Origin of the sequence: Kitasatospora sp. NPDC051984, from assembly GCF_044593455.1 — a bacterium.
In the GTDB taxonomy this organism is placed as follows: domain Bacteria; phylum Actinomycetota; class Actinomycetes; order Streptomycetales; family Streptomycetaceae; genus Kitasatospora.
On the sequence record NZ_JBIUCB010000002.1, the window covers coordinates 518,497 to 539,369 of the forward strand.

The 20,873-nt window shown below is 69.7% G+C and carries 6 protein-coding genes; 1 reads left to right on the forward strand and 5 read right to left on the reverse strand.

From position 1 onward, the window contains the following. Nucleotides 1-127: 127 nt before the first annotated feature. The 5 genes from ACIHEI_RS06220 to ACIHEI_RS06240 all read right to left on the reverse strand — a co-directional run bounded on the left by ACIHEI_RS06220 (nt 128) and on the right by ACIHEI_RS06240 (nt 19,038). A complete protein-coding gene (locus ACIHEI_RS06220) occupies nt 128-2,446 on the reverse strand; it encodes a UvrD-helicase domain-containing protein (RefSeq protein WP_396605814.1) in 2,319 nt (772 codons plus the stop codon). Further along, nucleotides 2,443-9,183, reverse strand: coding sequence for a DEAD/DEAH box helicase (locus tag ACIHEI_RS06225; RefSeq protein WP_396605815.1), 6,741 nt, complete (start codon nt 9,181-9,183; stop codon nt 2,443-2,445). Before ACIHEI_RS06225 ends, ACIHEI_RS06220 begins: the two co-directional genes overlap by 4 nt. Beyond that, complete coding sequence (locus ACIHEI_RS06230; protein ID WP_396605816.1) at nt 9,180-14,624, reverse strand: hypothetical protein; 5,445 nt, start codon at nt 14,622-14,624, stop codon at nt 9,180-9,182. Before ACIHEI_RS06230 ends, ACIHEI_RS06225 begins: the two co-directional genes overlap by 4 nt. Further along, nucleotides 14,621-17,761 carry a DEAD/DEAH box helicase gene (locus ACIHEI_RS06235; RefSeq protein WP_396605817.1) on the reverse strand — a complete coding sequence of 1,047 codons (3,141 nt, stop codon included), beginning with the start codon at nt 17,759-17,761 and terminating at the stop codon, nt 14,621-14,623. The genes ACIHEI_RS06230 and ACIHEI_RS06235 overlap by 4 nt, the downstream gene beginning before the upstream one ends. Nucleotides 17,762-17,868: 107 nt before the next feature. Continuing rightward, complete coding sequence (locus ACIHEI_RS06240; RefSeq protein ID WP_396605818.1) at nt 17,869-19,038, reverse strand: protein kinase; 1,170 nt, start codon at nt 19,036-19,038, stop codon at nt 17,869-17,871. 244 nt (nt 19,039-19,282) lie between these two features. Between ACIHEI_RS06240 and ACIHEI_RS06245 the strand changes: the two genes are divergently transcribed. Continuing rightward, a complete protein-coding gene (locus tag ACIHEI_RS06245) occupies nt 19,283-20,779 on the forward strand; it encodes a hypothetical protein (protein ID WP_396605819.1) in 1,497 nt (498 codons plus the stop codon). The last annotated feature ends 94 nt before the right edge of the window (nt 20,780-20,873 follow it).

Genomic DNA, 20,873 nt, shown 5'->3' on the forward strand with positions numbered 1-20,873 from the left:
ACCCGCTCCCGGCGCTGCTGTCCTCGAGCAGTGAACCCGCCCCCTGCGCGTATCGCACGGACGGGACATACCCACCGATCGACGCCTCTCAGCACCTACGACAAGGCGAGTTCGACCTGAGTAATGCTCATTGGATCTGCAGGAACGGGCTGGGGGCGCCGTGCCATGAGATTGAGAGTGCGTCGCGTGCACGGGTAGCGGCCACGAAGAGGAGATTGCGGCTCTGTTTGAGTTCGCGCTCGTAGCGCTTGGGGTCGGTGTGGAGGTACTTCTCGATCAGGGCGGTGCGGGGCAGGATGCCGTCGCTTGCGCCGATGATGGCGAGCTTCTGGTACTCCAGGCCCTTGAAGCGGTGCATGGTGCCGATGTGCACCTCACCGCCGCCCTGGGGACCGTCCTTGGTGAGGGTCGCGGTGGTGACGCCGTGCTTGATCGCGAGGTCGGAGGCGACGCGGCCGGCCATGTCGCCGTCCGCGACGCAGACGGCCATGGTGCCGTGGGGGTCTCGGACGGTACCGTCCTCGGCGGGTCGGGTGATCTCCTCACGCCAGAGCTTCAGCCTGGCGGCGAGCTTGGTGATCTCGTCGTCCCAGTCCGTGCAGGCGATGAACTCCGGCGCCGGGCCACGGAGCAGGGAGTGGTAACCGTTGAGGTTGTCGGTGCCGTCGTCGAGGTCGTCGTAGGTCCCGTCGCCGACAACCTTGGCGGCCTGGTTCAGGATCTCCTGCGTGGTGCGGTAGCTGAGGGTCAGTTTGGAGGAGCTACCGCGGATGTTGATCCCGACAGTGGAGAGGGTTACCTGGCGGTCGTAGATCCGCTGGTGGGTGTCGCCGGCGATGAACAGGTCGTTCGAGCCTGGGGCTGCCATCGCGCGCAGCATCTTCCAGTGAGCGGCACTGAGGTCCTGCGCCTCGTCGACGACGATGTGTTGGTAGCGGTGGCGCAGGTAGCGGATGGCGGAGCTGTTGTCGTCGAGGTGTTTCAGGTCGCCGCCGCCGATCGCGGCCTTCTGCTCGGCGCGGTCCTTGATCTTGCGTGCGCGCTCCATCTCGTAGCGCGCGGCACGCTCCGCGGACTGCGCCCAGGTCTCGCGCTTCATGCTGTTCAGGCGCAGTGTGAACTGCTCCAGCACCTGCCAGACGCTTGCGCGTTCGGGGCGGGTGAGGGAGCGGCCCATGCCGGCGCGCCGGGCTTTGAAGTAGTCCTGCCGGGTGGCGAGCGACTGGCCGAGGATCACCTGTTCCCACTCGTCGAAGAGAAAGTCGGCGTCCCAGCGCCGCTCCGCGTCGTACTCGAACAGGACTTCGCCGAGGACGTCCTTCGCCTGGGCATCGCCGATGAGTGAACGCTGTGCGCCGGCGGCGCTGTTCTCGTTGAGGACGCCCTGGGCCAGGAGGTCGATGTGCTTGATGTCCACCCGGGCGAGCAGGTCGGGGGTGACCAGGGAGCTGAGCCGGGAGCGCAGGTCGGCGGTGAGGTTCTTGGTGTAAGTGGTGAGCAGGATCGGCTTGTCCCGGCCGGGCGGGAGCTGGGCGGCGAGCCTGGCGGTGCGGTGCAGGGCCACGATGGTCTTGCCGGTTCCGGGGCCACCGCTGACCCGGGCGGAACCCTTGTGGTTCCGCTCGACGATCTTGCGCTGGGTGGGGTGGAGATAGACCTTCCAAGCCCGGAAGTCGCCCTCGGCGAGCACGTCGCGCAGGTCGTCGTCGACGGTGGTGACGGCGGTGCGGGTGAGGGCGGCGCCCATGTCGTCCTCGAAGCCGGGTTCCAGGACGGTGGCGGCGGGCCGGGTGATCTCCTCCTCCACCTCCTCGACGCTCATGCCGGCGCCCAAACCGGTGAGTACTTCGGCGGTGAGGCGCGGTGCGCCGGCGACGAGTTGGTCGAGTTCGTCGTCGGTGGTGACCTGGAGGGCCACCTCGATCAAGGCTTCTGCGACGCCGAGGCGGCGGAGATCGTCAGCGGTGCAGGCAGCAAGGAGCGGCGGCGCGGAGGGTTCGACGGCAGGCCCGGCAGCGGAAGCGGCGGTGGCAGGTTCGTCCGGGTGGACCGCCTCGGCCGGATCGGGCGTGAGCTGGATACCGGCCCGCTTGAGCACGCTCTGTCCGACGACGCCGAGGTCGACGAACTCGATCTCTCCGGTGACCCGGTTGATGGCGACGCTGAGTTCTTCGTAGACGTGCTTGCGGTGCCGCACCGCGACGACGAGCCATTGCTCGACGCCGTCCGGGCCCACACCGGCGGGGGCGAGGAGCGCCCGGTACGAGGGGTCGATCCTGGCCCGGAAGATGCGGCGGTCGCCCTTGAGCGGTTTGAGGTCGAGTTTGGGATGCCCCGGATCGTTCCGGAACAGGTGGCAGAAGTCGTAGAACTTCGTCTTGACCGACGAGTCCATCTTGTAGAGCTCGTTCTCGGCCTTCTGGTACAGGCTCAGGCGTGCAGTCATCGTGCGGCACTCGGTTCGTGGGAGTCGGAGACGGAGTCGGGCCGGTCGGTGTGATCGGGGAGAGCGACGCGCAGGTCATCGACGAGGCCGAGCCATTCGTCGGCCGAACGGACGGTGAAGCCCGCGTCGCGGTACGCCTGCCAGGTCTTGCGGCTCTCCTCGTCCTCGCTGTCGTACGGATCGGCCATCACGGCGATCCGCACACCGGGGTCGGTCCAGACGAGGTCGGCGAGCCAGCCGCGCTCGCCCAGCTCGAAGCCGTAGACGGGGGCCCTCTTGCCATGGTCCGCCAGGGCGTGGGCGAGGCGGGCCAGCGGGGCATCGGGGTCGTCCTCGTCCAGGTAGCCGAGGATCTCGCGGTCCCACAGCAGGTCCCGCACGGCGGCCTCCAACAGGGTGTCGTCGTCCCGCAGCCCGACCACGGCAGGCTGAGCGACAGCCCGCTCGCCCTCGCCGTACTGGACGACCAGGGACTCGAGTTCGCCGATCCCGCCGAATGCCCTGAGTGTGCCGAGGTCGAACCCACCCGCGGTGGCTGTGGTGAGCTGGATGCCATCGCCGCCGTCGTGAGCGAGGAACTGCAGCAGGTTGGACCACTGGAGCCAGGCGCGCCACCGGGCCTTGTGCTCGGGAGTGCCGAGCTGATCGGTCTCCGCATCGTCGAGACACACCAACGCCGTCCAACCGCCGGTGGCACCGTCGACCAGGAACGCGACGGGCAGCCCGGACTGATCGCAGCTCTGGAACAGGTTGAGCGTCCCGTTACCCGTCACGGTGGCCGGGTCGATGCCGTCGGTGCGGCCCCAGGCTTCGAGCAACGCCGCGAGCGTTCGACGCGTCTGCTCCACGGAGCCGCCGGCGACGAGCGACACCGGATCGTGGCGAAGCAGTCCGCCCACCACGGCCGCGGCCCGCCGCCCCCAGGCGGCCTCGTCAGGGCTGCGCAAGTACGCGAGGAGCTGGCTCATCGGGTCGAGAAAGGCGGTGGAGTCCAGGTCTTCCGCACCGTGCTCGGCCAGCAGCTGCCTCGCCAGCCCCCGGGCGGTGTGCGAGTAGGGCGGCCACACCGACTCGGCCACCTCGCGGTCTCCCGAACTGACACCCATCTGCTTTTCGAACGCGACCAGGTCGTCCCAGGTGAGCTGGAAGACCGCCCGCCCCTTCGCCCGCAGCCGGTTGCGCTTGTCCGCATCCCCGGCGAGCCGGTTGTGGCGTCGTGAGGCGTGGAAGCGGCGGCCGTCGAGGTACACGGTCACCTTCCGCTTGGGGCCCTCGGTGCGTTCGAAGGTGAAGTCGGTGCGGGTGAAGCCCTCGCCGCGCTGCGCGGTGAGGCGCCAGCCATGGACGGCGGTCGAGTCCTTGAGGCGGAGGTAGCCACTGTTGTCGCCGCTCTCGTCGAGCGAGGCATCACTGTCCTGCTGTTCGGCCCACGCCCGAAGCACGGTGAGGAAACGTGCCTCAAGGTCGGACTCGACCTGTCCGTCCAGGCCGATCTGGTCGGTGTTGCCGATGTCCTCCGTGGCCCAGGCATCGGTGCCCCGGCCGAGGAGGTCGTCGAGGATGTCCAGCGCCGCCTGCCGGGACACCGCGTCGATGTGCCGTTCGTCGGCGTAGCGGTACAGACAGCGGTGGCAAGCGGGCCGATTCTCCTGAACGCACGGGCATTCGACGAGCAGGGTCCGCGCATCCTCCAGCACCTGCCGGAAGGCTGCCGGTGTGGTGAGCCGGTCGAGATAGCCGGTGCCGTGCGGGAGACGGTCGTACAGAACGAGGAAGTTGCGCGTCTCCTCGGTGTCGCGGTCGGGCATGACCGCCAGGCAGGAGTCCAGGTGCTGCGGGTCGCCACCAAAAGCGCGGTCGACACCGAGCCGGAGTGCAGCCTGGAAGGAATACACCTTCTCATCGACCAGAACGGTCGCCGCGGGAAGCAGGACGCGCAGCGCCTCGGTCTCCAACTGGTGGGCCAGCAGCACCTGTTCCTGCGGCACCTGGGTGGCGCCGCGCCGGTGCGGGCACCAGGGCGCGTGGTGCTTCAGGGCGCGCTGGCGGTTGGCCGAGGCATCGACGGCGTCGCGGTCGTCGTCGAACACCGGCTGCCCGTCCGCGCTCGCCGCGCCGCACCCGGTGCACACCTGGAAGGGCGCTATGCGCACCGGTCGCCCGGCCAGCTGGTCGCCGTCCTGGGAGCCGATCCTCAGCGGCCCGACGTTGACCCGACGGATCACGGCGCGCCGGGTGTAGTCGACGCCAAAAACCTCCTTGGTGTGCCGCCACGAGGTCTTGGCCACGAAGTCGTCGGGGGCGATGTCGACGATGTCGACGACGGTGTAGAACCGTCGGTCACGGTCGTCGCTCTCGTCACCGATCCGGGCGTCCTCGCGCTTGGCGCGGGCGGTGACGGTGGTCGGCTGGACGACCTGCCACAGGCTGCCGGAGTCGGCGATGCCGGTGTCCGCGCAGCGCGGGCAGGGTGAGATGTCCTGTTCGGCGTTGTCCGTCCGGACGTAGCCGCAGGAGGGGCAGAAACGCCAGTGGCGCCAGTCCTGTTCCTGACCGGCGACGATGTCGATGCCGGTGATGCGGTGCTTGTAGCCCTCCGCGTAGAAGGTGTTGCCGGGGGCGAGTTCGGCGACGGCGAAAGACCGCGGCCGGTCGTAGCTGTAGGGCTTCGACTTGTACTGGTCCTGCCCGGTGGGGGTCTTCCCCTCCTGCCAGTAGAGCGTGGCGGACAGGGTGGTGACCGAGTCGATGAGCGCGTAGTTCGGGAGCAGCCCGAGGTCGCACAGGACGCTCTGGGCGGGCTGGCGCAGCCGGGCACCGCCCTTCTTCGACAGCGCCCATGCCTCGGCTTCCAACTCGGCCTTGGTCCGGGCCTGTTCCTCGTCGCCGTCCTTCAGTTCGTCGATGGCGGACCGGATGGTGCGGATGCGGTCGCGCAGCTTCTGGCTCTCACGTTCCCAGTTGCGTTCCGCCCGCTCGACCGCACTGCGCAGGCGGCGCTTCGCGTACTTCGTCAGTTCGGCCTGCGCGTTCTCGTTCACCCCGGTCGGGAAGAGGGCGAGGAACCCCCGAACCAGTTCATCGCCATGGGCGAGGGCGGCGGCGGCGAAATCCTCCAGATAGCCGGACGGGCCGAACAGCTCGTCCACCCTGCGCGGCAGCGCGGCCAGCGGCCTGCCGTCCTCACGCAGTAGCCGGCCGCGGGCCGCCAGGTCGAGCAGATGGGCGGTGTACTGCCGACGCAGGATCTCGACGGCCGACAGGTACGAGCCGGGCGGCACGATCTGTCCGTCGATCATGTCGCGCGGCCGGTCGAGGAAGTACAGGTCTCGGCGCTTGCGGTCCGGGATGGTGAGCAGGAACGCGTTGCCGGTCCGACGACCCGCCCGGCCGGCCTGCTGGGTGTAGTTGGCGGGGCGGCGCGGCAGGGCGCCGAGCACGACGGCCGACAGGTCGCCGATGTCGATGCCCATCTCCAGCGTCGGGGTGCAGGACAGCACGTTGGGGTCGTTGAAGCCCTCCCCCTTGCGGAACGCCTTCTCGACGCGTTCGCGCTTGGGCCGGGACAGCAGACCGGTGTGCTCCGCGGTGATCACCTGGAAGGTGCCGGCCCGCCGGTACAGGCCGCGGTAGTAGTCGTCGCGGTAGTCGCGGTCGCGGTCGTGCCGGTCGACGCTCTCCTGCCAGCGGTCGCCGGCGACGAGGCGCCCTGAACTGCAGCGGTAGGCCGGGCACGGCTGGTCGTGGTACTGGCTCAGCAGCGACGGGTGCACGGTCTGCTCCCAGAAGCACCTGGGGCAGCGCACGTACGCGCTGTTGACCTGCTCGTCGGAGAGCAACCGGAGCCGCACAGCTCCGGGTTGGAGCCCGTAGATCCGGGCCGCCGAGTCACCGGGGGTGCGGACGGCGAGTAGCCCGGCGTCAGCGAGCCGGGGCAGCAGGCGGAGCCAGAACTCGTCGGCCTGTTCACGGGTCAGGCCGAGGCAGCGCTGCGCCCAGGTCTCGTACCAGGACAGACGGCCGGCCGCGACGTCGAACTCGCTGTTGGACTTCGGCTTGGCGAGGAGGAAGACCGGGGCGGCAACGCCCTTCGGGAATGCCTTCATTCCGGGCGGGCGGCCGCCCCAGACGAAGAACCGGCTGGTGCCCGCCTCGTCGAGGTACTTCGCCAGCCAGCGGTGGCCGATCGCACCGCGGGTGCGCAGCCGGTCGAGGAAGCCCCGCAGGAAGGCGAGGTGGCGGGCGTCGTCGTGCTCGGCGAGGGTGAGGCCGCGGTCCGTCGTCTCCTCGTAGGTGGTGCGGACCAGTCCGATCGCCGCTTGCTCGTCCGGTATGTCGGCGAACGCCGCGGCGGTACGGGTGAGTTCGAGGGTGCGGCCGTTGCGGGAGCGGTGGCCGAACTCCATGGCGGCCTCGAAGGCGAACCGCTCGCCGATCAGGTCCCAGGTCCGCCTGTCGCCGCCCCTGCCGGCACCCGACAGCAGCCGGGCCACGCCTGTGTCGTCGTGCAGGTCGGGCGGGACGACGGCCGCCAGGGTCTTCCGGTCGGTGGTGGCCGCCACCACGTCCGCCACCAGGTCGTTCAGAGCGGTGGACCGGTCCTCGCTCAGGTGCTTGGTGAAGAGCGCGCGCAGCGAGAACGTGTAGGAACGGGAGGCGACGAAACCGGCCCGGTGCGCGGCGTCCTGCACCGAGTCGTTGAACATCAGCGTCTTCGTCTCGTGCTGCTGCTCGTCCATCTCCCCGCCGGTGAACAGCTGGGTGACGGAGGCGGCGGCGAGTGCGGCCGCACCGGTGCCGAGGAAGCGGATCGCGTTGTGGGTGCCGCACGCCGGGCACCAGTCGTCCTGCGCCGCCCGCTCGGCCCGCTCGCCCAACTGGACGAGGACGAACGCCGCGTCCACGCCCCGCGGTTGGGGGGCGCCCTCGGCGGTGTAGTCGTCGACCGGGTCCGGCAGCCGGAGCCGGCGATCGGGGCCGTCCAGCACCATCAGCACGCCCGCGCCGCCGGTGGTCAGCGAGCGCTGCGCCGCCCGGTCCATCGCGGCGCGGCCGCTGCCTTCCATGGCCTCCTTGTCGGTGGCCGCGATCAGTGCGCGAACCTTCGCCTTGTCGGCAGTCACCGAGGCGCGCCGGATCTTGTGCGACTCGAAGCTCAACTCCTCGGCATCCGACTCGGGCGCCAGCGCCGACCAGCCGGAGCGGCCGCACTCGCGGCAGTACACCGCCGGCAGGAACAGCCGGGTCTCCCGGGGGCCGGTGGTGTCCGGCGTCGTCCGCGGCTGGGCCTGCGCCCCGGCCGCGTCCCAGGCGAACGACGCCTGCGGCCACGGCTGCACGCCGCGCAGCATCCGCGTCACCGACCGCGCCCACTGGTGCACCTCCACCTGCACCAGCGGACGGCTGACCCCGGCGGGCGCGTCCGGGTCGCGGGCGACGGACAGCAGAGCGACGAACCGCGCCAGCGCGAGAGCGGCCACCTCCGGGCGGGTGGTGACCGCCTCGTCCCAACCGGCGGCCCCTTCACGCCGCATGACGTCCAGGATCTCGTCGTAGCTGCGCACCGTGCCGTCGAACGCGGACAGCACGGCGTAGGTGAGCCGGTGCCGCTTGAGCGCTGCGCCCAGCTCCCGGGCACCGTGCAGGTCGGCCGTGTCGATCCGGCGTCCGATGACGGCCTCGACGAGCGAGGCGAGCGCGGCCGGTCCGGAGGCGGGGTCGGGGAGGGTGGTCAGCTCCTCGGGCGAGGGCACCCGGCCGGGGAGGAACTTCGGGTCCGGGACGGTCTCGTCGAGCATGAACTCGTCGACCGTGAGCCGGTCCTCGCCGACGATCGCGTCCTCGGTGAACTCGGTGCCGAAGACGTGCGCGGCGACGTCGAGGAGTTGGCGCACCCCGTCGGAGTCGGTCCCGGAGGCGAGGGTGGCGGAGGTGGCGACCGGCGTGATCGTGCCGAGCGGCCGGCCGTCCAGCGTGGCCCCCACCGCGGCGGCGAGACGGCGCAGCAGCATCGCCACGTCGGTGCCCTGCGCACCGTCGTAGGTGTGGAACTCGTCCACCACCACGTAGCGGATGTCGCTGCCCTCCCACAGCGGCGCGTCGGCGGAACGCTGCAACAGCAGGTCGAGCATCTTGTAGTTGGTGATCAGGATGTCCGGCGGGGACAACTGCATGTCCTGCCGGCGGGTGTAGACGTGGTCGTAGTGCGTCGCCGCCTTCTCGCCGATGTACAGGCCGGCCCGGACGCCCGCGAGCGCGTCCCGGTGGTCGGTCAGCAGGTCGTTGATGCGCCCCGCCTGGTCGGTGGCGAGGGCGTTCATCGGGTACAGGAAGACGGCCTTGACGCCGGCCTTCCCGGCAGCGCGCTCGCGGGCGCAGTGGTCGAGGACCGGGTAGAGGAAGGACTCCGTCTTGCCGGAACCGGTGCCGGTGGTCACCAGGGTGGGGAGCGGGTTGTGGCCGTTCTTCGTGCTGAGCCGGGCGAACGCACGGGCCTGGTGCGCGTACGGGGACCAGCCGTCGGCGCGACGCCAGTCCAGGTGCTGCTGCCAGCCGTCCTCGGCGCGGGTGAACGGCGTGCGCAGGCGCAGGTACGGGCCGCGGAACATGCCCGTGGTCTCGTCACCGAGGAAGGTATGCAGGGCCTTGCGGGCACCCTCGTCGGCGAGGCCGTAGGTGGTGGAGAGGTATTGGAGCAGACTCTCCTTGAGTCCCTGTGCTTCGAGGGTGGGCCTCACGGCTTCGGGACCTCCATCGTGGTCGGGTTCCACAGGCCCTTGGCCACGGCATCGTTCAGGCGGGCGGTGAAGTGGGCGTGGGCCGCACGCATCTCACGCTCGCGGTCGGCCTTGTAGAAGGGCGCGGCGTAGCCGTCGGGGACAGGGTTCGCTTCCGAGTTTTCCTGGTAAGCCTCGAACTGCTGCCGGTGCTCTCGGGTCTGGCCAAAGCCGTAGGTCTTGGGGTGGGTGGCGATCTTGCGTTCGTTGGCATCGAACCAGGTCGCGCGGTCGAAGTCCTGCATGATCGGGAACCGGGCCCGGTACATGGCGACGAGCGTGTCCGCATCGATGCCGAGCCAGACCGCGACAAGCGCGTCGATCTCGACGAGCGCGGCGCGGCGGGCGTACTCAGTACGGAATGGGGTGTCGCGCTGCCAGGAGGGGGTCACGGCGTGCAACTCGGTCTCCATGCCAGGCCACTCGATCGCCCAGGGCTCGTAGCCAGCCCAGGTGGGGTCGTACAGCTCTTGCCAAAGGTCGGCGTAGACGGTGGTAAGGCAGTTCAGGCGCAGGGCGCGGAGGAGGAGGGCGGGGGCAAGGGGATGATCGGACAGGGGAGCTGGCATCGTCCGCGCGCCGGCAGGTAGCAGGTCGGAACGAGCGGCGATCCGCAAGAAGTAGTCCAGCGGCAGCGACGCCCAGAAGCCAGCATTGAGAACAGTTGATCGGCTCGTAGTAATCCGGGCGCTATGCATTGCATACAAGTGAGAAACGCCGCGTGGAAGCACAGCAGCATAAAGAGCCCGCTCAGTGTCAGGTGCGATCTGGCGCCGCCACGCCAGGCGATACCACCCGCTATATGGCATGCCAGCCTTTTCACGCAAGAACGCCTCAATCTCCCCGTTCCCGACCCCCTCTGGCTCGACCTTTCGTTTCTCTGCCACCGCCAACCGAGCCGCGACCCGCTCCTCCTCCGAAGCGAGCAACTCTTCGTAACGGCCCCAGTCGACCCAGCGATCCTGCTCTCCCCGGAATACCTCGGTTGGGGCGACCCGTCGGTACTCCGACTCCGGCACTGCATCGTCCGCGAGGTCCCGTGGGTCCAGGCCGCGTGTCTCGCCGCCACCCTGGCTGGGCTGCTTGAACATCGGGTTGGCGACCCCAATCTGCGGGCCCTTGAGGATAACGTCCTCCCAGGACTCCGCATGGTAGTCCTCCTGACCGTCCACGCCGGTGTTGTAGTCGATGAGCCGCACGTTCTTGCCGGGGCCGAACTTCGCCTTTTTGGCACCGCTTTCGTCGTACCCCCGGGTGATGTCCGGTTCCAGGGCGCCGAGCCGGAGCGGGTACAGGCCCAGTGCGTCGATGGCCGGGTCCTCGGCAGTACTCACCGGCGTGAGCAGGCGCGCGTGTTCCACCGGCCCTGAGTCCCCCCCGAGGCGCTGCCAGCGTCGCAGGGTGTCCGGGGTGACGCGGATGACTCGCTTGGGGTGCGGGCGCTCGTCCCAATCACCTCGGTACTTCACGCCGGGATCTTCGTCGTTCTTCTCGACAATCGTGGCCGCCGACAGCCGCAGGGCATCAGCCGTGAACAGCCAGGACAGCGAGTCGAAGGCGATCGCCCCCGCGCTCCCGTAGACGTGAACGCCGAAATCCGTCGAATGGCCCACCGGAGGCGGGAAGAACCGGTTGCTCGCATTGACAAAGTGGCCGTGCACCCGCAGCCGCGCGTAAGCGGCAGCCCGCAACCTCGCCTCCTTGTCGCCAGCGAAGTGCGTGTCGGAGTGCACCATCCCCGCCGTACCACCGACACCCGCGTGGTCCCACACCTCGCACATGAACGCTCGATACAGGTCGGGCTGGCTCCCCGCAACCAGCGGATACACGGGCTCGGCCGCCAGGTACGACGCCATCGTCGCAGTGTTCGTCACCTCGCGGAGCAGGTGTTCCTGCACGTACCGCTGTCCGAGTTCGGTATCCCGCCGACGGGCTTTCTCTTCTGCCTTTGGCTTTTCCGTCAGCATGAACCAGGGCTCGAACTCCGCAAGGACCGGATCCTCTTTCCATTGGGGCCGCACCCACGGCGGGTTACCGACCTGGAGGTCGAATCCTCCGCCAGGTCCCGCAAAGACCCCCGCGTACTCCAACTCCCAGTGCAGGAAGCCCTGTTCCGCCGCGATGTCGCGGACGATCCGCATCCACGGGTACCGCGTCTCGACGGCTCGGCGGGCGTCGTCCATACCCATCTCCGCCTCGATCAGCTTCTCCAGGTCCTTTAGCTTGGTCAGAGAATTCACAGACGTGGCGAAGGTCCCCTCAGGCACCGCACCCGTGCCGACCATGGACTCCAGGAACGCGAGCCAGTCGTCCAGGCCAGCGAGCGGAATGACGTCCCGACGACGCACCGGACCGCCCACCGCCTTCCGGGCGGACGACGTGGTCTTCTTGATCATCTTCCGCTCGACGAGGTCACCCTCCTCCCCCTCACCGAAGGCCAACTGGTCGCCCGGCATGGCGAACAGCAACCCGTGCTCCACGAACACGGGCTCGGGCTCGGGCTCGGCAGCCGACTCAGCCCCGAAGACCGGCGCCACCCCGGACGCCAGCAGCGCGTCCAGCGCGACGACCGGTGCGGAGGCGTACTCGGGGTCCGAGCCGTCCAGCAGGCCGACCTTGTCCAGCGGCCAGAACCAGAGCGCGCACCAGGCGTCCATGACCTGCTTGAGCCGCCAGTACGGCGAGCCCTCCGCCTCGAACAGCTCCTTGAACACCTGCTCCTTGGTCAGCGGCAGCGCACCGCCCGCGTTCTCCTTGTCCCGGCGCAGGAAGGCGTACTCCTCGGCGTCCTCCGACCGGTCCGCACCCCAGACGTCTATCGTCCGGGCGATCTCCTGCTCACTGAGTTCCAGCCGCTTCGCGACTAGCCCCCACAGGTACTCCACCCGCTCCGCGACGGCCTGGAGCCGGGCCAGCTGGCTGCTCTTGCCCCCCGTCGCCTTCGGCTTGGTTCCGACCGCCTTCCGCCATGCCTTCAGCGCGCCGAGCTGTTCCCCGGCGAGCTGCTCGACCAGCTTCTTCGCGTCCCCGCCGGCGTCCGCGACCGCCCCCCACCCGGGCGAGGGCAGCAGGAACTGGTGCACGGCGCCCGTCGGCAGCGGCTGTTCGGCGCCGGTCTCGGCCGACCGGAACGGCAGCTTGTCCGGCGTGTGCGCGGCAGGCGTCCGTTCTCGCTTGAGGTGGTCGGCCGAGTACACCCAACGACGCGCGCCGATCAGGGAGTTGCCGCGCCGCAGGTGCAGGCCGAACCAGGGCGCGCGCATGCCGGGGTGCATGGTGTTGAGCCACAGCGACACCTCCGCCAGCTCGACGCCCGTCGCGTTGAGGTCGACGCCGTAGGCGTTGTGCAACGCGATGTACGCCTTGACCTTCTGCTTCGCCTCCAGCGCCTGCGAGGTGTCGAGGGTGAGGCCCAGCTCGTCCTGGCGGCGCTTCAGGTACGCCTCGGCGACCTGGTTGATCGCCTCGTTGAGGAACGCGCCGGAGCCGAGGGCCGGCTCGCAGATGGTGTAGCGGAGCAGCTCGCTGGCCCGGGTCCTGACGACCTGGCCATCCTCGTCGCGCCGCTGGTCGAGCCGGTGCTTCAGAGCCAGTTCGACCGTGACCTTGGTCAGCGACTCGGGCGTGTAGTAGGACGCCGAGGTCTCCCGGTCGCGTCCGGCGAGCCGGTAGACGAAGGTGCCGGGGTCGTACTTCTTCGGGCCGCGGAGTCCGTGCTGCTCGGCGTCCTGCGCCGAGTAGACGACGTGCGTGTTCGCCGGGTAGTCGCTCAGCCGGTCGGCCGGGACGAGCCAGGATCCCTTCTCCGGGTCACCGTGCTGCTGGGTGCCGCTCTTGGCGCCAGGCTTGGCGACCTCGGCCAGCTGGCGTTCTTCGTCGATGATGCCGGTGTACGACATCAGGCCCTCGTAGACGGCACCGAGTTGGTTGATGCCGAGGTTGCGGTAGGAGATGAAGCCGCCCTGTCGGCCCTTTGCGCTCGCCTCCTTCATGGTGAGCAGCCGCAGCACCTCGTGCAGGGCAGCGTTGCGGAGCCGGAGGTCCAGCCACTTCGGGCACTCGTCCGCTCCGCCGTCGCCTTCGCTGCGCGGATCGCGGACGCCCCGGCCGATCAGGGTGATGGCCTTGGGGTCGAAGAGTTCGCTGCGCAGCGGCTCGAAGCGCAGGCCGCGCTGCTCGCTCCGTTCGGCGACGGTCTTGTCGTCGTCGGGCTCGGTGCCGTGCGGGCGGTGGCCGTAGTTGACCTTGTTGAACAGGACGTCGAGCGACGAGTGCAGGTGGAAGCCGTTCTTGCTCTCCTCGTCGACCAGCTTCCGGTCGCGGGAGACGAGTTCGCGCAGCCGGGCGACCGAGTAGCCGGCCTCGTAGGTGGAGTCGTCGGCGGGCAGAATGCCCAGCTCGGGGCGGGCCTCGGCGTACAGCAGGAAAAGGATGCGGTAGAGGTAGCGCAGCGATTCGCGGGTCAGCTGCTTGGCGAACGGGCCGTGCCGCTCGGGGTCCTCGATCTCCCGCGGGGTGACCTCGTGCTGCTTGAGCCGGGCCAGCACCTCGTTGGCGATGATCTCGACCGAGCGCTGGAGTCCCTTGCGCAGTTCGGAGTTGACGCCGACGGCGTTCTCCCGGGACGCCTTGAGCAGGTCGTCCATCCGGCGGCCCTTGCCGTCGGGGCGGGGAGCGAGCATGTCGTGCGAGAACAGGGCGGCGAGCAGCGCGAGTTCGCCGGTCTTCCTGACGTCGTTACGCAGCAGCGCCGCGTCCACGCTCGCCGCGAGGTAGCGGCCCTCGGACCAGGTGGTGCGGTCGGCGAGGACGATCACGCCACCGCAGAGCAACAGCACGAAGCGCGGTGGCTCGCCACCCGGCTCGTCCAGTTCGCTCTGGAACAGCCAGCCGGCGAGCTTCTCGCCCACGCTGATCAGGCCCTCGTGGGTCTTGAAGGGGTGCAGCAGGCGGCCCGCGCCCTCGGGGTCGAGGGCGTCGTCGAGGTTGTCCGTCCACCCGCAGTCGAGGGCGACGATGCCGTCGCCGTACCAGGCGACGGGGAGTTCGTACCCGCGGCCGGCGTTGTGCAGCGTCAGCACGGTGCCGGACTTGCTGTAGCCGAGCGCGGTGAGCAGGCCGGTGTGCCAGGAGGTGAGCCGCTCACCCCACTGCTCGTCCCGGTCGTCATGCGCGGCGAGGACCGGCCGGACCCGGCCCGCGTACTCGCCGTGCAGCCGCAGGACGCTCTCGCGCGGAGTGGGTTGCGAGTCGTACTCGTCGGTCTCGCGGTAGGTCCACAGCGTGAACAGGCCCTCGTCGTCCGCGGACTTCTTCTTGAGGGTGTTCTCCAGTTCCTCGCTGAAGTAGTGCGCGGAGAGGTACTCGCCGCGGTTGGCGAAGGAGTCGAAGGTGTAGCTCATCGGGCGGACTCCTCGGCACGGAGGTCAGTGGTTGCGGACGCGGCGGAGTACAGGGGTTCGAGTACGGCCAGGACCCGGAGCATCGGGTCGCCGGAGGTACGCAGTCGCCGGACCAGCCCGCGGCGGCCGGCCGCGGTGCCCTGTACCTCTTCGCGGCGCTGTCGGCTGCCGGCCGCGATCAGTGCGCCCTGCTCCCAGACCTGCACCTGGTCCTCGTATGGGGCGAGGTAGCCGTCGATCTGCCGGTCGTACTCGGCGCGGCGGTCCCGCAGGTGGGACTCGGCCGCGTCGACGGCGGCCGGCACCAGGGCCTGCAGACCGTCCTCGTCGAGGATCCGGTCCCGGCCTGGCATGTTCGGTCCGACACCGCAGGCGGCGAGGAAGGCCGAGTCCATCCGCCACACCCGGGGGTCGGCACCCGCGAGACCGGTGACAGCCATCCACTCGACCACGGTCGGCTTGCCGGCGGAGTTGGAGTACACGCCCTGCACCAGGTAGACGGGGCCGTCCAGCGCGGCCGGCAGCTCGGGGTGGATGCGCGCGGCTCTCGCGGCGTCTGGCCGGTGGGCGAGCACGAACGCCTCGTCGTACTTGAGTGCCGCCAGGACCTTGTCGGTCAGCCAGTCGAGGACCGGGTGGATGTCGGAGACGTAGGAGACGTTCGGCCACTGCGACGCGGTCTGCTCGGTCTTGCCGCGCTTGGCATCTCGGGCGGCCTCCAGGCGCTCTGCCGCGTACTTCCGGTCGAAGGTGATGCTCAGTTTGCCGTCGTACTTGGAGGTGGTGAGGATCTTCTCCTGGTCGAGATAGGAAGCGGGCAGCTCGCGGAACCGGTACTGGAGGTCGTCCGGCGGCGTGAACTCGATCCGGCCCCGGTCCGTGACCGGCTTCCAGCCCATGGCATCGCGTTCGGACTGCGGGTAGACCAGGTCCATCGCGGCGTGGAAGTACGCCTCGGTGTCGGCGAACAAGTACGGGACGTCCGCCTTCGCGACCGGTGGGAGGCTCGTACCAACCGGCGCGGCCGACGGGTCGGCGATCCGCGCGTGCACGTTCGCCAGCAGGCCCGCCAGCACGCCGCCCGCCTCCTGTCGGGACTGCTGGATGGAGCGGTCGACCGTGCTGCCCTTGATCAGGTCGCGGGTGAGCCGGTCGTCCTCCTTCTTGGCGTCGTACAGGCCGGTGACGGCCTCGGCGCAACCCTCTCCGGACTCGATCCCGTGCGCCTGCTCCTCACGGCGCAGCAGCCGGACACCGACCAGCCGGTCGTCGAGGGTGAGCTGCTCGCCGGTCGCCTCGTCGCGTCGCCAGGGGACGTCGGCGGTCAGGGTGATGGCGCGGAACTCGGGGCTGATGGCCTGGCCGTAGCGGTCGATGCGGCCGTTGCGCTGCTCGATCCGGATCAGCGACCAGGGAAGGTCGTAGTGGACGAGGTCGTGGCACTGGTGGTGCAGGTTGACGCCCTCGGAGGCGATGTCGCCGGTGAAAAGCAGCCGTACCGGCTCGTCGCGGCGTCCGAAGCGGTCGACGATCTCCCGCTGCTGGTCGTCGTTGCTGGTGTCGCCGTGCATAACCTCCACGACTCCGCCGTACGCCTTCCAGGGGCGGGTGCGCTCGGTCAGGGCGGGCTTCGTCTTGAAGCCCAACCGCTCGGGCACCACCTGCGCGAGCCACTCCAAGGTGGCAGTCCGCTCGGAGAAGATCACGACCCGGCGTTCGGAGCGCGGGCCGACGCCGAGATCCTTGAGCGTGGCTACCAGCGCATCCAGCTTGGCGGAGTCTTTGTCCTCGAACTCGGCTACCAGAGCTTCGAGTTCGCCGAGTGCTCGAAGCTCTGTGGCGAAGTCCTCTCGGCCCTTGGGTGCCGCGGTGGCGCGCCGCGGGTTCTCCAGGTAGGTGCGGCGGTTGGCGAGCGTCTTGCGCAGGGCGACGTGGGAGGAGAGGAACGCCTTGAGGAAGCCGTACGCGACCATCGCATCGGTGCACACCGAGGAGCGAGCGGGGTCGCCGGGCGTCCATTCGGCGGCCAGCTTCTCCAGCACGGCCACCTCCTTCGGCGTGGCCGGGGCGGGGACCGGTCGGGACTCGCCGCGTTCCGCCCACGGCTTGTCCTTCAGGCCGTCACGCACCTCGCGGTCGGTCTTGGTGCGGCGGAGGTAGAGGTGGCCGAGGTCCTCGACCTTGTAGTTCTTGGCGTCGGCGATCGCCGCCGGGTCGAGCATCCCGATCAGCTCGGCGAAGGACTCGGCCTCGCCGTTGTGCGGGGTCGCCGAAGCCAGGACCAGCGCGTCGGTGCGCTTGGCGAGGAGCTTGGCGAGGGTGTTGTTCCGGGTGCCCTTGTTGACGAGGTTGTGCGACTCGTCAATGACCACCGCGTCCCAGCTGGTGTTCTCCAAGTGGTGCGCGTAGGTGGCCGACTTGAGCGTGTCGACGGAGACGATCACCCGCTTGAAGTGGGCGAACGGGTTGCGTCCGGCGGGGATCTCCTGCTGGATGCGCTGGATACCGGTGGAGTCCAGGCGCACCAGCGGCAGCGAGAACCGGGTCCACAGCTCGCGCTGGAACTGCTCCAGGACGTGGGCAGGTGTGACGACGAGGATGCGCTCGCCGCGGCCCCGCCGGATCAGCTCCGCCAGGGTGATGCCGATTTCCAGGGTCTTGCCGAGACCGACCACGTCGGCGATCAGCAGCCGCGGCTGCGGGTTGCGCATGGACAGTGCCAGCTCGGCCGGACGCAACTGGTGCTCCTGGCGGTCCATCAGGAACGAGTCGGCCAGGGCGAGCCCGTGCTCGGTCTGCGGGAGCGCCGTCTTGCGGATCAGCGCTTCCAAGTAGAGTCGGGCCTTGGCATGCTTGGAGGTTTTGTCCGCGACGAGGCGCGTCTTGCGCGGGTCGAGGACGTCGATCTGGTCGAGGCCGTCATAGAAGACGGCGTCCGTACCGCGGACGAACGCGGACACCCCACTGACCTCGACCATCAGCCCGTCTCGGCTCTCGGCGACCGACTTGACCAACCACTGCTCGTCCCGGATGCGGACCTGCGCGCCGGGGGCGAACGTCGGCTTCGTGCCTGCCGGAAACTCCGGGTCCGCGGCGGTGCCCGCAGCAGGATCGTCGGGCAGTGGCGCCGTGGTCAACGTGGTGCTCCTCGATGGAAGGTGTGCTCGCCCGGTACGGCAGTGCCGCCGTACCCGGGTCTGCTGTCTACGTGTTCTACCGCAAGCAGTGGAGCCGGTGCAGGCCCTCAGGACCCGCGGTGCCCGGACCAGGTCAGCTGCCCGCGCACCGCGTACCGTGTGCGCAGTTCCTCGGCCACACGCTGGGACGCAGGCGGACGGCCGGGTCTCGCGGCGGCGGGCCGGGTGTCATCGGGCGAAGGTGCCGGTACGGGCACCGGCTCGCCGGGGACGCCACCCGAAGCGGGGACTTCCTCGCTGGACCCGACGCCGGCCTCCGGCTGCTCCCGCAGTTGCTTGTCGAGCGCCTCCAGGCGGTCCAGCATCTGGGCGTCCGGTTGCGGGAACGCCTCGGATGCCCCGTTGGTCGACCTGGTCTGCTGGATGAGCGTGTGGCGGGCACGAGCGGGACTGGTCCCCAGGTCCCGCAGCAGGTCGGTACAGCGTCGGGTCACCTGGCCCAGGGTCGGACGGTCGTCCGGGTCGAAGGCGAGCATCGAGCTCACCAGTGGAGTCAGCCCTGTGGGCAGCCCCGACAGATCGGGCTGGGCGTCCGGGTTCACCACCTGCACCGCGATGGCCTCCCATCGCGCACCGTCATAAGGCGCGTGGCCCGCGGCGGCGTGCAGAAGGACCGTACCCAGCCCGTACACGTCCGCCGCCGCCGTCACCTCGGTCTCACCGCGGGCCTGCTCGGGCGGCATGCAGCGGACGGTGCCGAGCACCGTACCGGGCTGACTCATCGAACCCTTCGACGCCTCCAGGAAGGCACCGAGACCGAAGTCGATGATCACCGGCCCGAAGTCGCCCAGGATGACGTTGGATGCCTTGAGGTCCCGATGCAACAGACCAGCCCCGTGCACTGCAGCCAACCCCTCGGCGAGCAGCGCTCCCACACTCGCCACCAGCGGCGCCGGCAGCGGACCCTGATCCCGCACCACCTCGGTCAGCGGCCGGCCGGGCACGTAGTCCATGGCCAGCCACGGCTGCTCGGCGAGCGGGTCCGCGTCCAGGAAACGAGCCACCCGACCCGTGCCGGAGATGGTGCGCGCGATCTCCGCCTCCCGCTCGAAGCGGGCACGGGAGTGCGGATCGATCTTGTCGGGCCGGATGACCTTGACCGCGACCGGATCGCCGGCGACGGAATAAGCCAGGTACACCGCCCCCATGCCCCCGGTGCCGAGACACCGCTCGACGATGTACGGGCCGATCTGCTGCGGCAGGACGGCGCCTGTCACCAGCTTCCCTCCGAGTTCCACAGTGCCGACGCGAACGGGATTGACGAGAGCGCCCCGCCCGCCTCAGGAAGCCGCACTGAGCGGTGTGGACACTGACGAATCACCCGCACAGCGTACCGATCAGCACCAGCCTGTGGAGAAGGTGACGCCGTTCTGTGATCGAAGGATGGGTCAGAGTGACGAAGAGGGGGCGGAGCCGAGGGCTTGCGGGCCATGGTCCGGAGCGTTCTGGCAGGCTCCTTTCATGGCGATGATTCCTCCTGCTGATGCCGCAGACTTCACCTTCTCGCTGGGCGACGCACTCGACATTCCGGTCCGCGTTCGTTCCGACGGAGATCTGGCGAAGTGGGACCGCAGGAAGGCGCCCAAGGCCGTGCAGCCGTGGCCGACCAGTGGCGGGCTGCCGGTGGACGGCGAGTACCTGGCGACGACCACCTGGCGTCAGCTCGTCACGGCGGCGGCCGGCGCGGGGCGCGACCTGGCGCCCTGGTTGCGCAAGACGCCGGCCTTCGCGGTCAACGAACTCATCGCCCGCGTTGCCCCGCTGCAGGCGTACCTGTCCCTGAAGGACGTCCCGGCGCCCGCGGCCGCGGCGGGGCGTCGTCTGTTCGTGAACGCGGTCTACCGGCACGGCACGGAGCGCAGCGCCCACGCCGCCTTCGGCTACCACCTCGGCATGACGATGGCCCAGTGGCTGACCGTCGGCATGGCCGGGCTGCCGGCCACCGTCCACCTGGAGGCGTGTGGGATCCCAGCGTTGACGGACCCGGCGAAGAAGCTCCCGGACCTCTACGGCAACCACGTGGCCGAGGCGCTGCCGTGGCTGATCGAGGCCAAGGCACGCAAGTCACTCGGCGGTCCCGGCATGCAGGGCGGGCAGGAGCAGTTGGACCTGGCCAGCGCGGAGCTCGCCGTACCGCACCGGCAGGTGCTGTGCGGAACGGTCCTACCGGAGCCGCGCCGATGGGCGGACGACCATCTGGTGATGATGGTGCACACCACTCTGGTCGACCCGTCCCCCGGCGGCGGCGTCCACTCCCTGCCGGATCCTCCGAGCAGCCCGGGAGCGCCCCCGCTGGACGAGTCCCCCGACGAGCTGCTGAGCGTCGCACGGGACCAACTGCTCGTCTTCCGGGCGCTGGCGTTCGGCGCGGTGCAGGATCTGCGGATCGTGCCGCTGGCGGAAACGGGGACGGAGCCGACCGGGCGGTCGGGGCCAGTGGGCAGGACGAGGCCGCTTGAGCGGGACGCCGATACCCGTGAGCTGCGCGGTCTGCTGCTGGACGAAGGGGTGCCCTACGAGTGGATCCGGCAGGAGCGGGGCCGGAATCTTCGGGAGTTCGTGGTGGGGCGCATTCCCGGCATCGGTGTCCACCTGGGTCTGTCGCGTGGTCTGTACGCGGCCTGCGCCCGCCTGCACCAGGTGCAGGCGGAAGTCCCCGCGGAGGAGCCCCTGTTCCCCGCGGACCCGTTCCTCTCGCTGCGCGGGGAGGACGAGGTGCGTGAGGAGGTGAGCCGCGAGGCGCGGCGCACTTTCTACGAGCGTGAGGACGAAAGGCTGGTGACGGCCAAGCGGGAGATGGCCCGCGCGTATGCGGCCCAGGAGGTTCCGGTCGAACTCCTGCGCGGTGCTCGCCTCGCGGTGGAGCGGCCCGAAGCCAGCGGGCTGCTGGAAGCGAGGACGGCCGAGACATACGTGGCCGTCGAGCCCGCCGATCCGATTCTGTCGAAGCGCCGTTGACCCAGCCGTTGCGGAGTCGGCGGGCCGGCGCCATACGGTGCGTGATCAGCGGGAATCGGGCCGGCGCTGTGGTGTCCCCCCGAGGAGCTGTTCC

Bases quoted from the DNA above. Each gene is read 5' to 3' on its own strand.
- ACIHEI_RS06230 (WP_396605816.1), bottom strand. From the start codon at position 14,624: ATGAGCTACACCTTCGACTCCTTCGCCAACCGCGGCGAGTACCTCTCC.
- ACIHEI_RS06245 (WP_396605819.1), top strand. From the start codon at position 19,283: ATGGCGATGATTCCTCCTGCTGATGCCGCAGACTTCACCTTCTCGCTG.
- ACIHEI_RS06220 (WP_396605814.1), bottom strand. From the start codon at position 2,446: ATGACTGCACGCCTGAGCCTGTACCAGAAGGCCGAGAACGAGCTCTAC.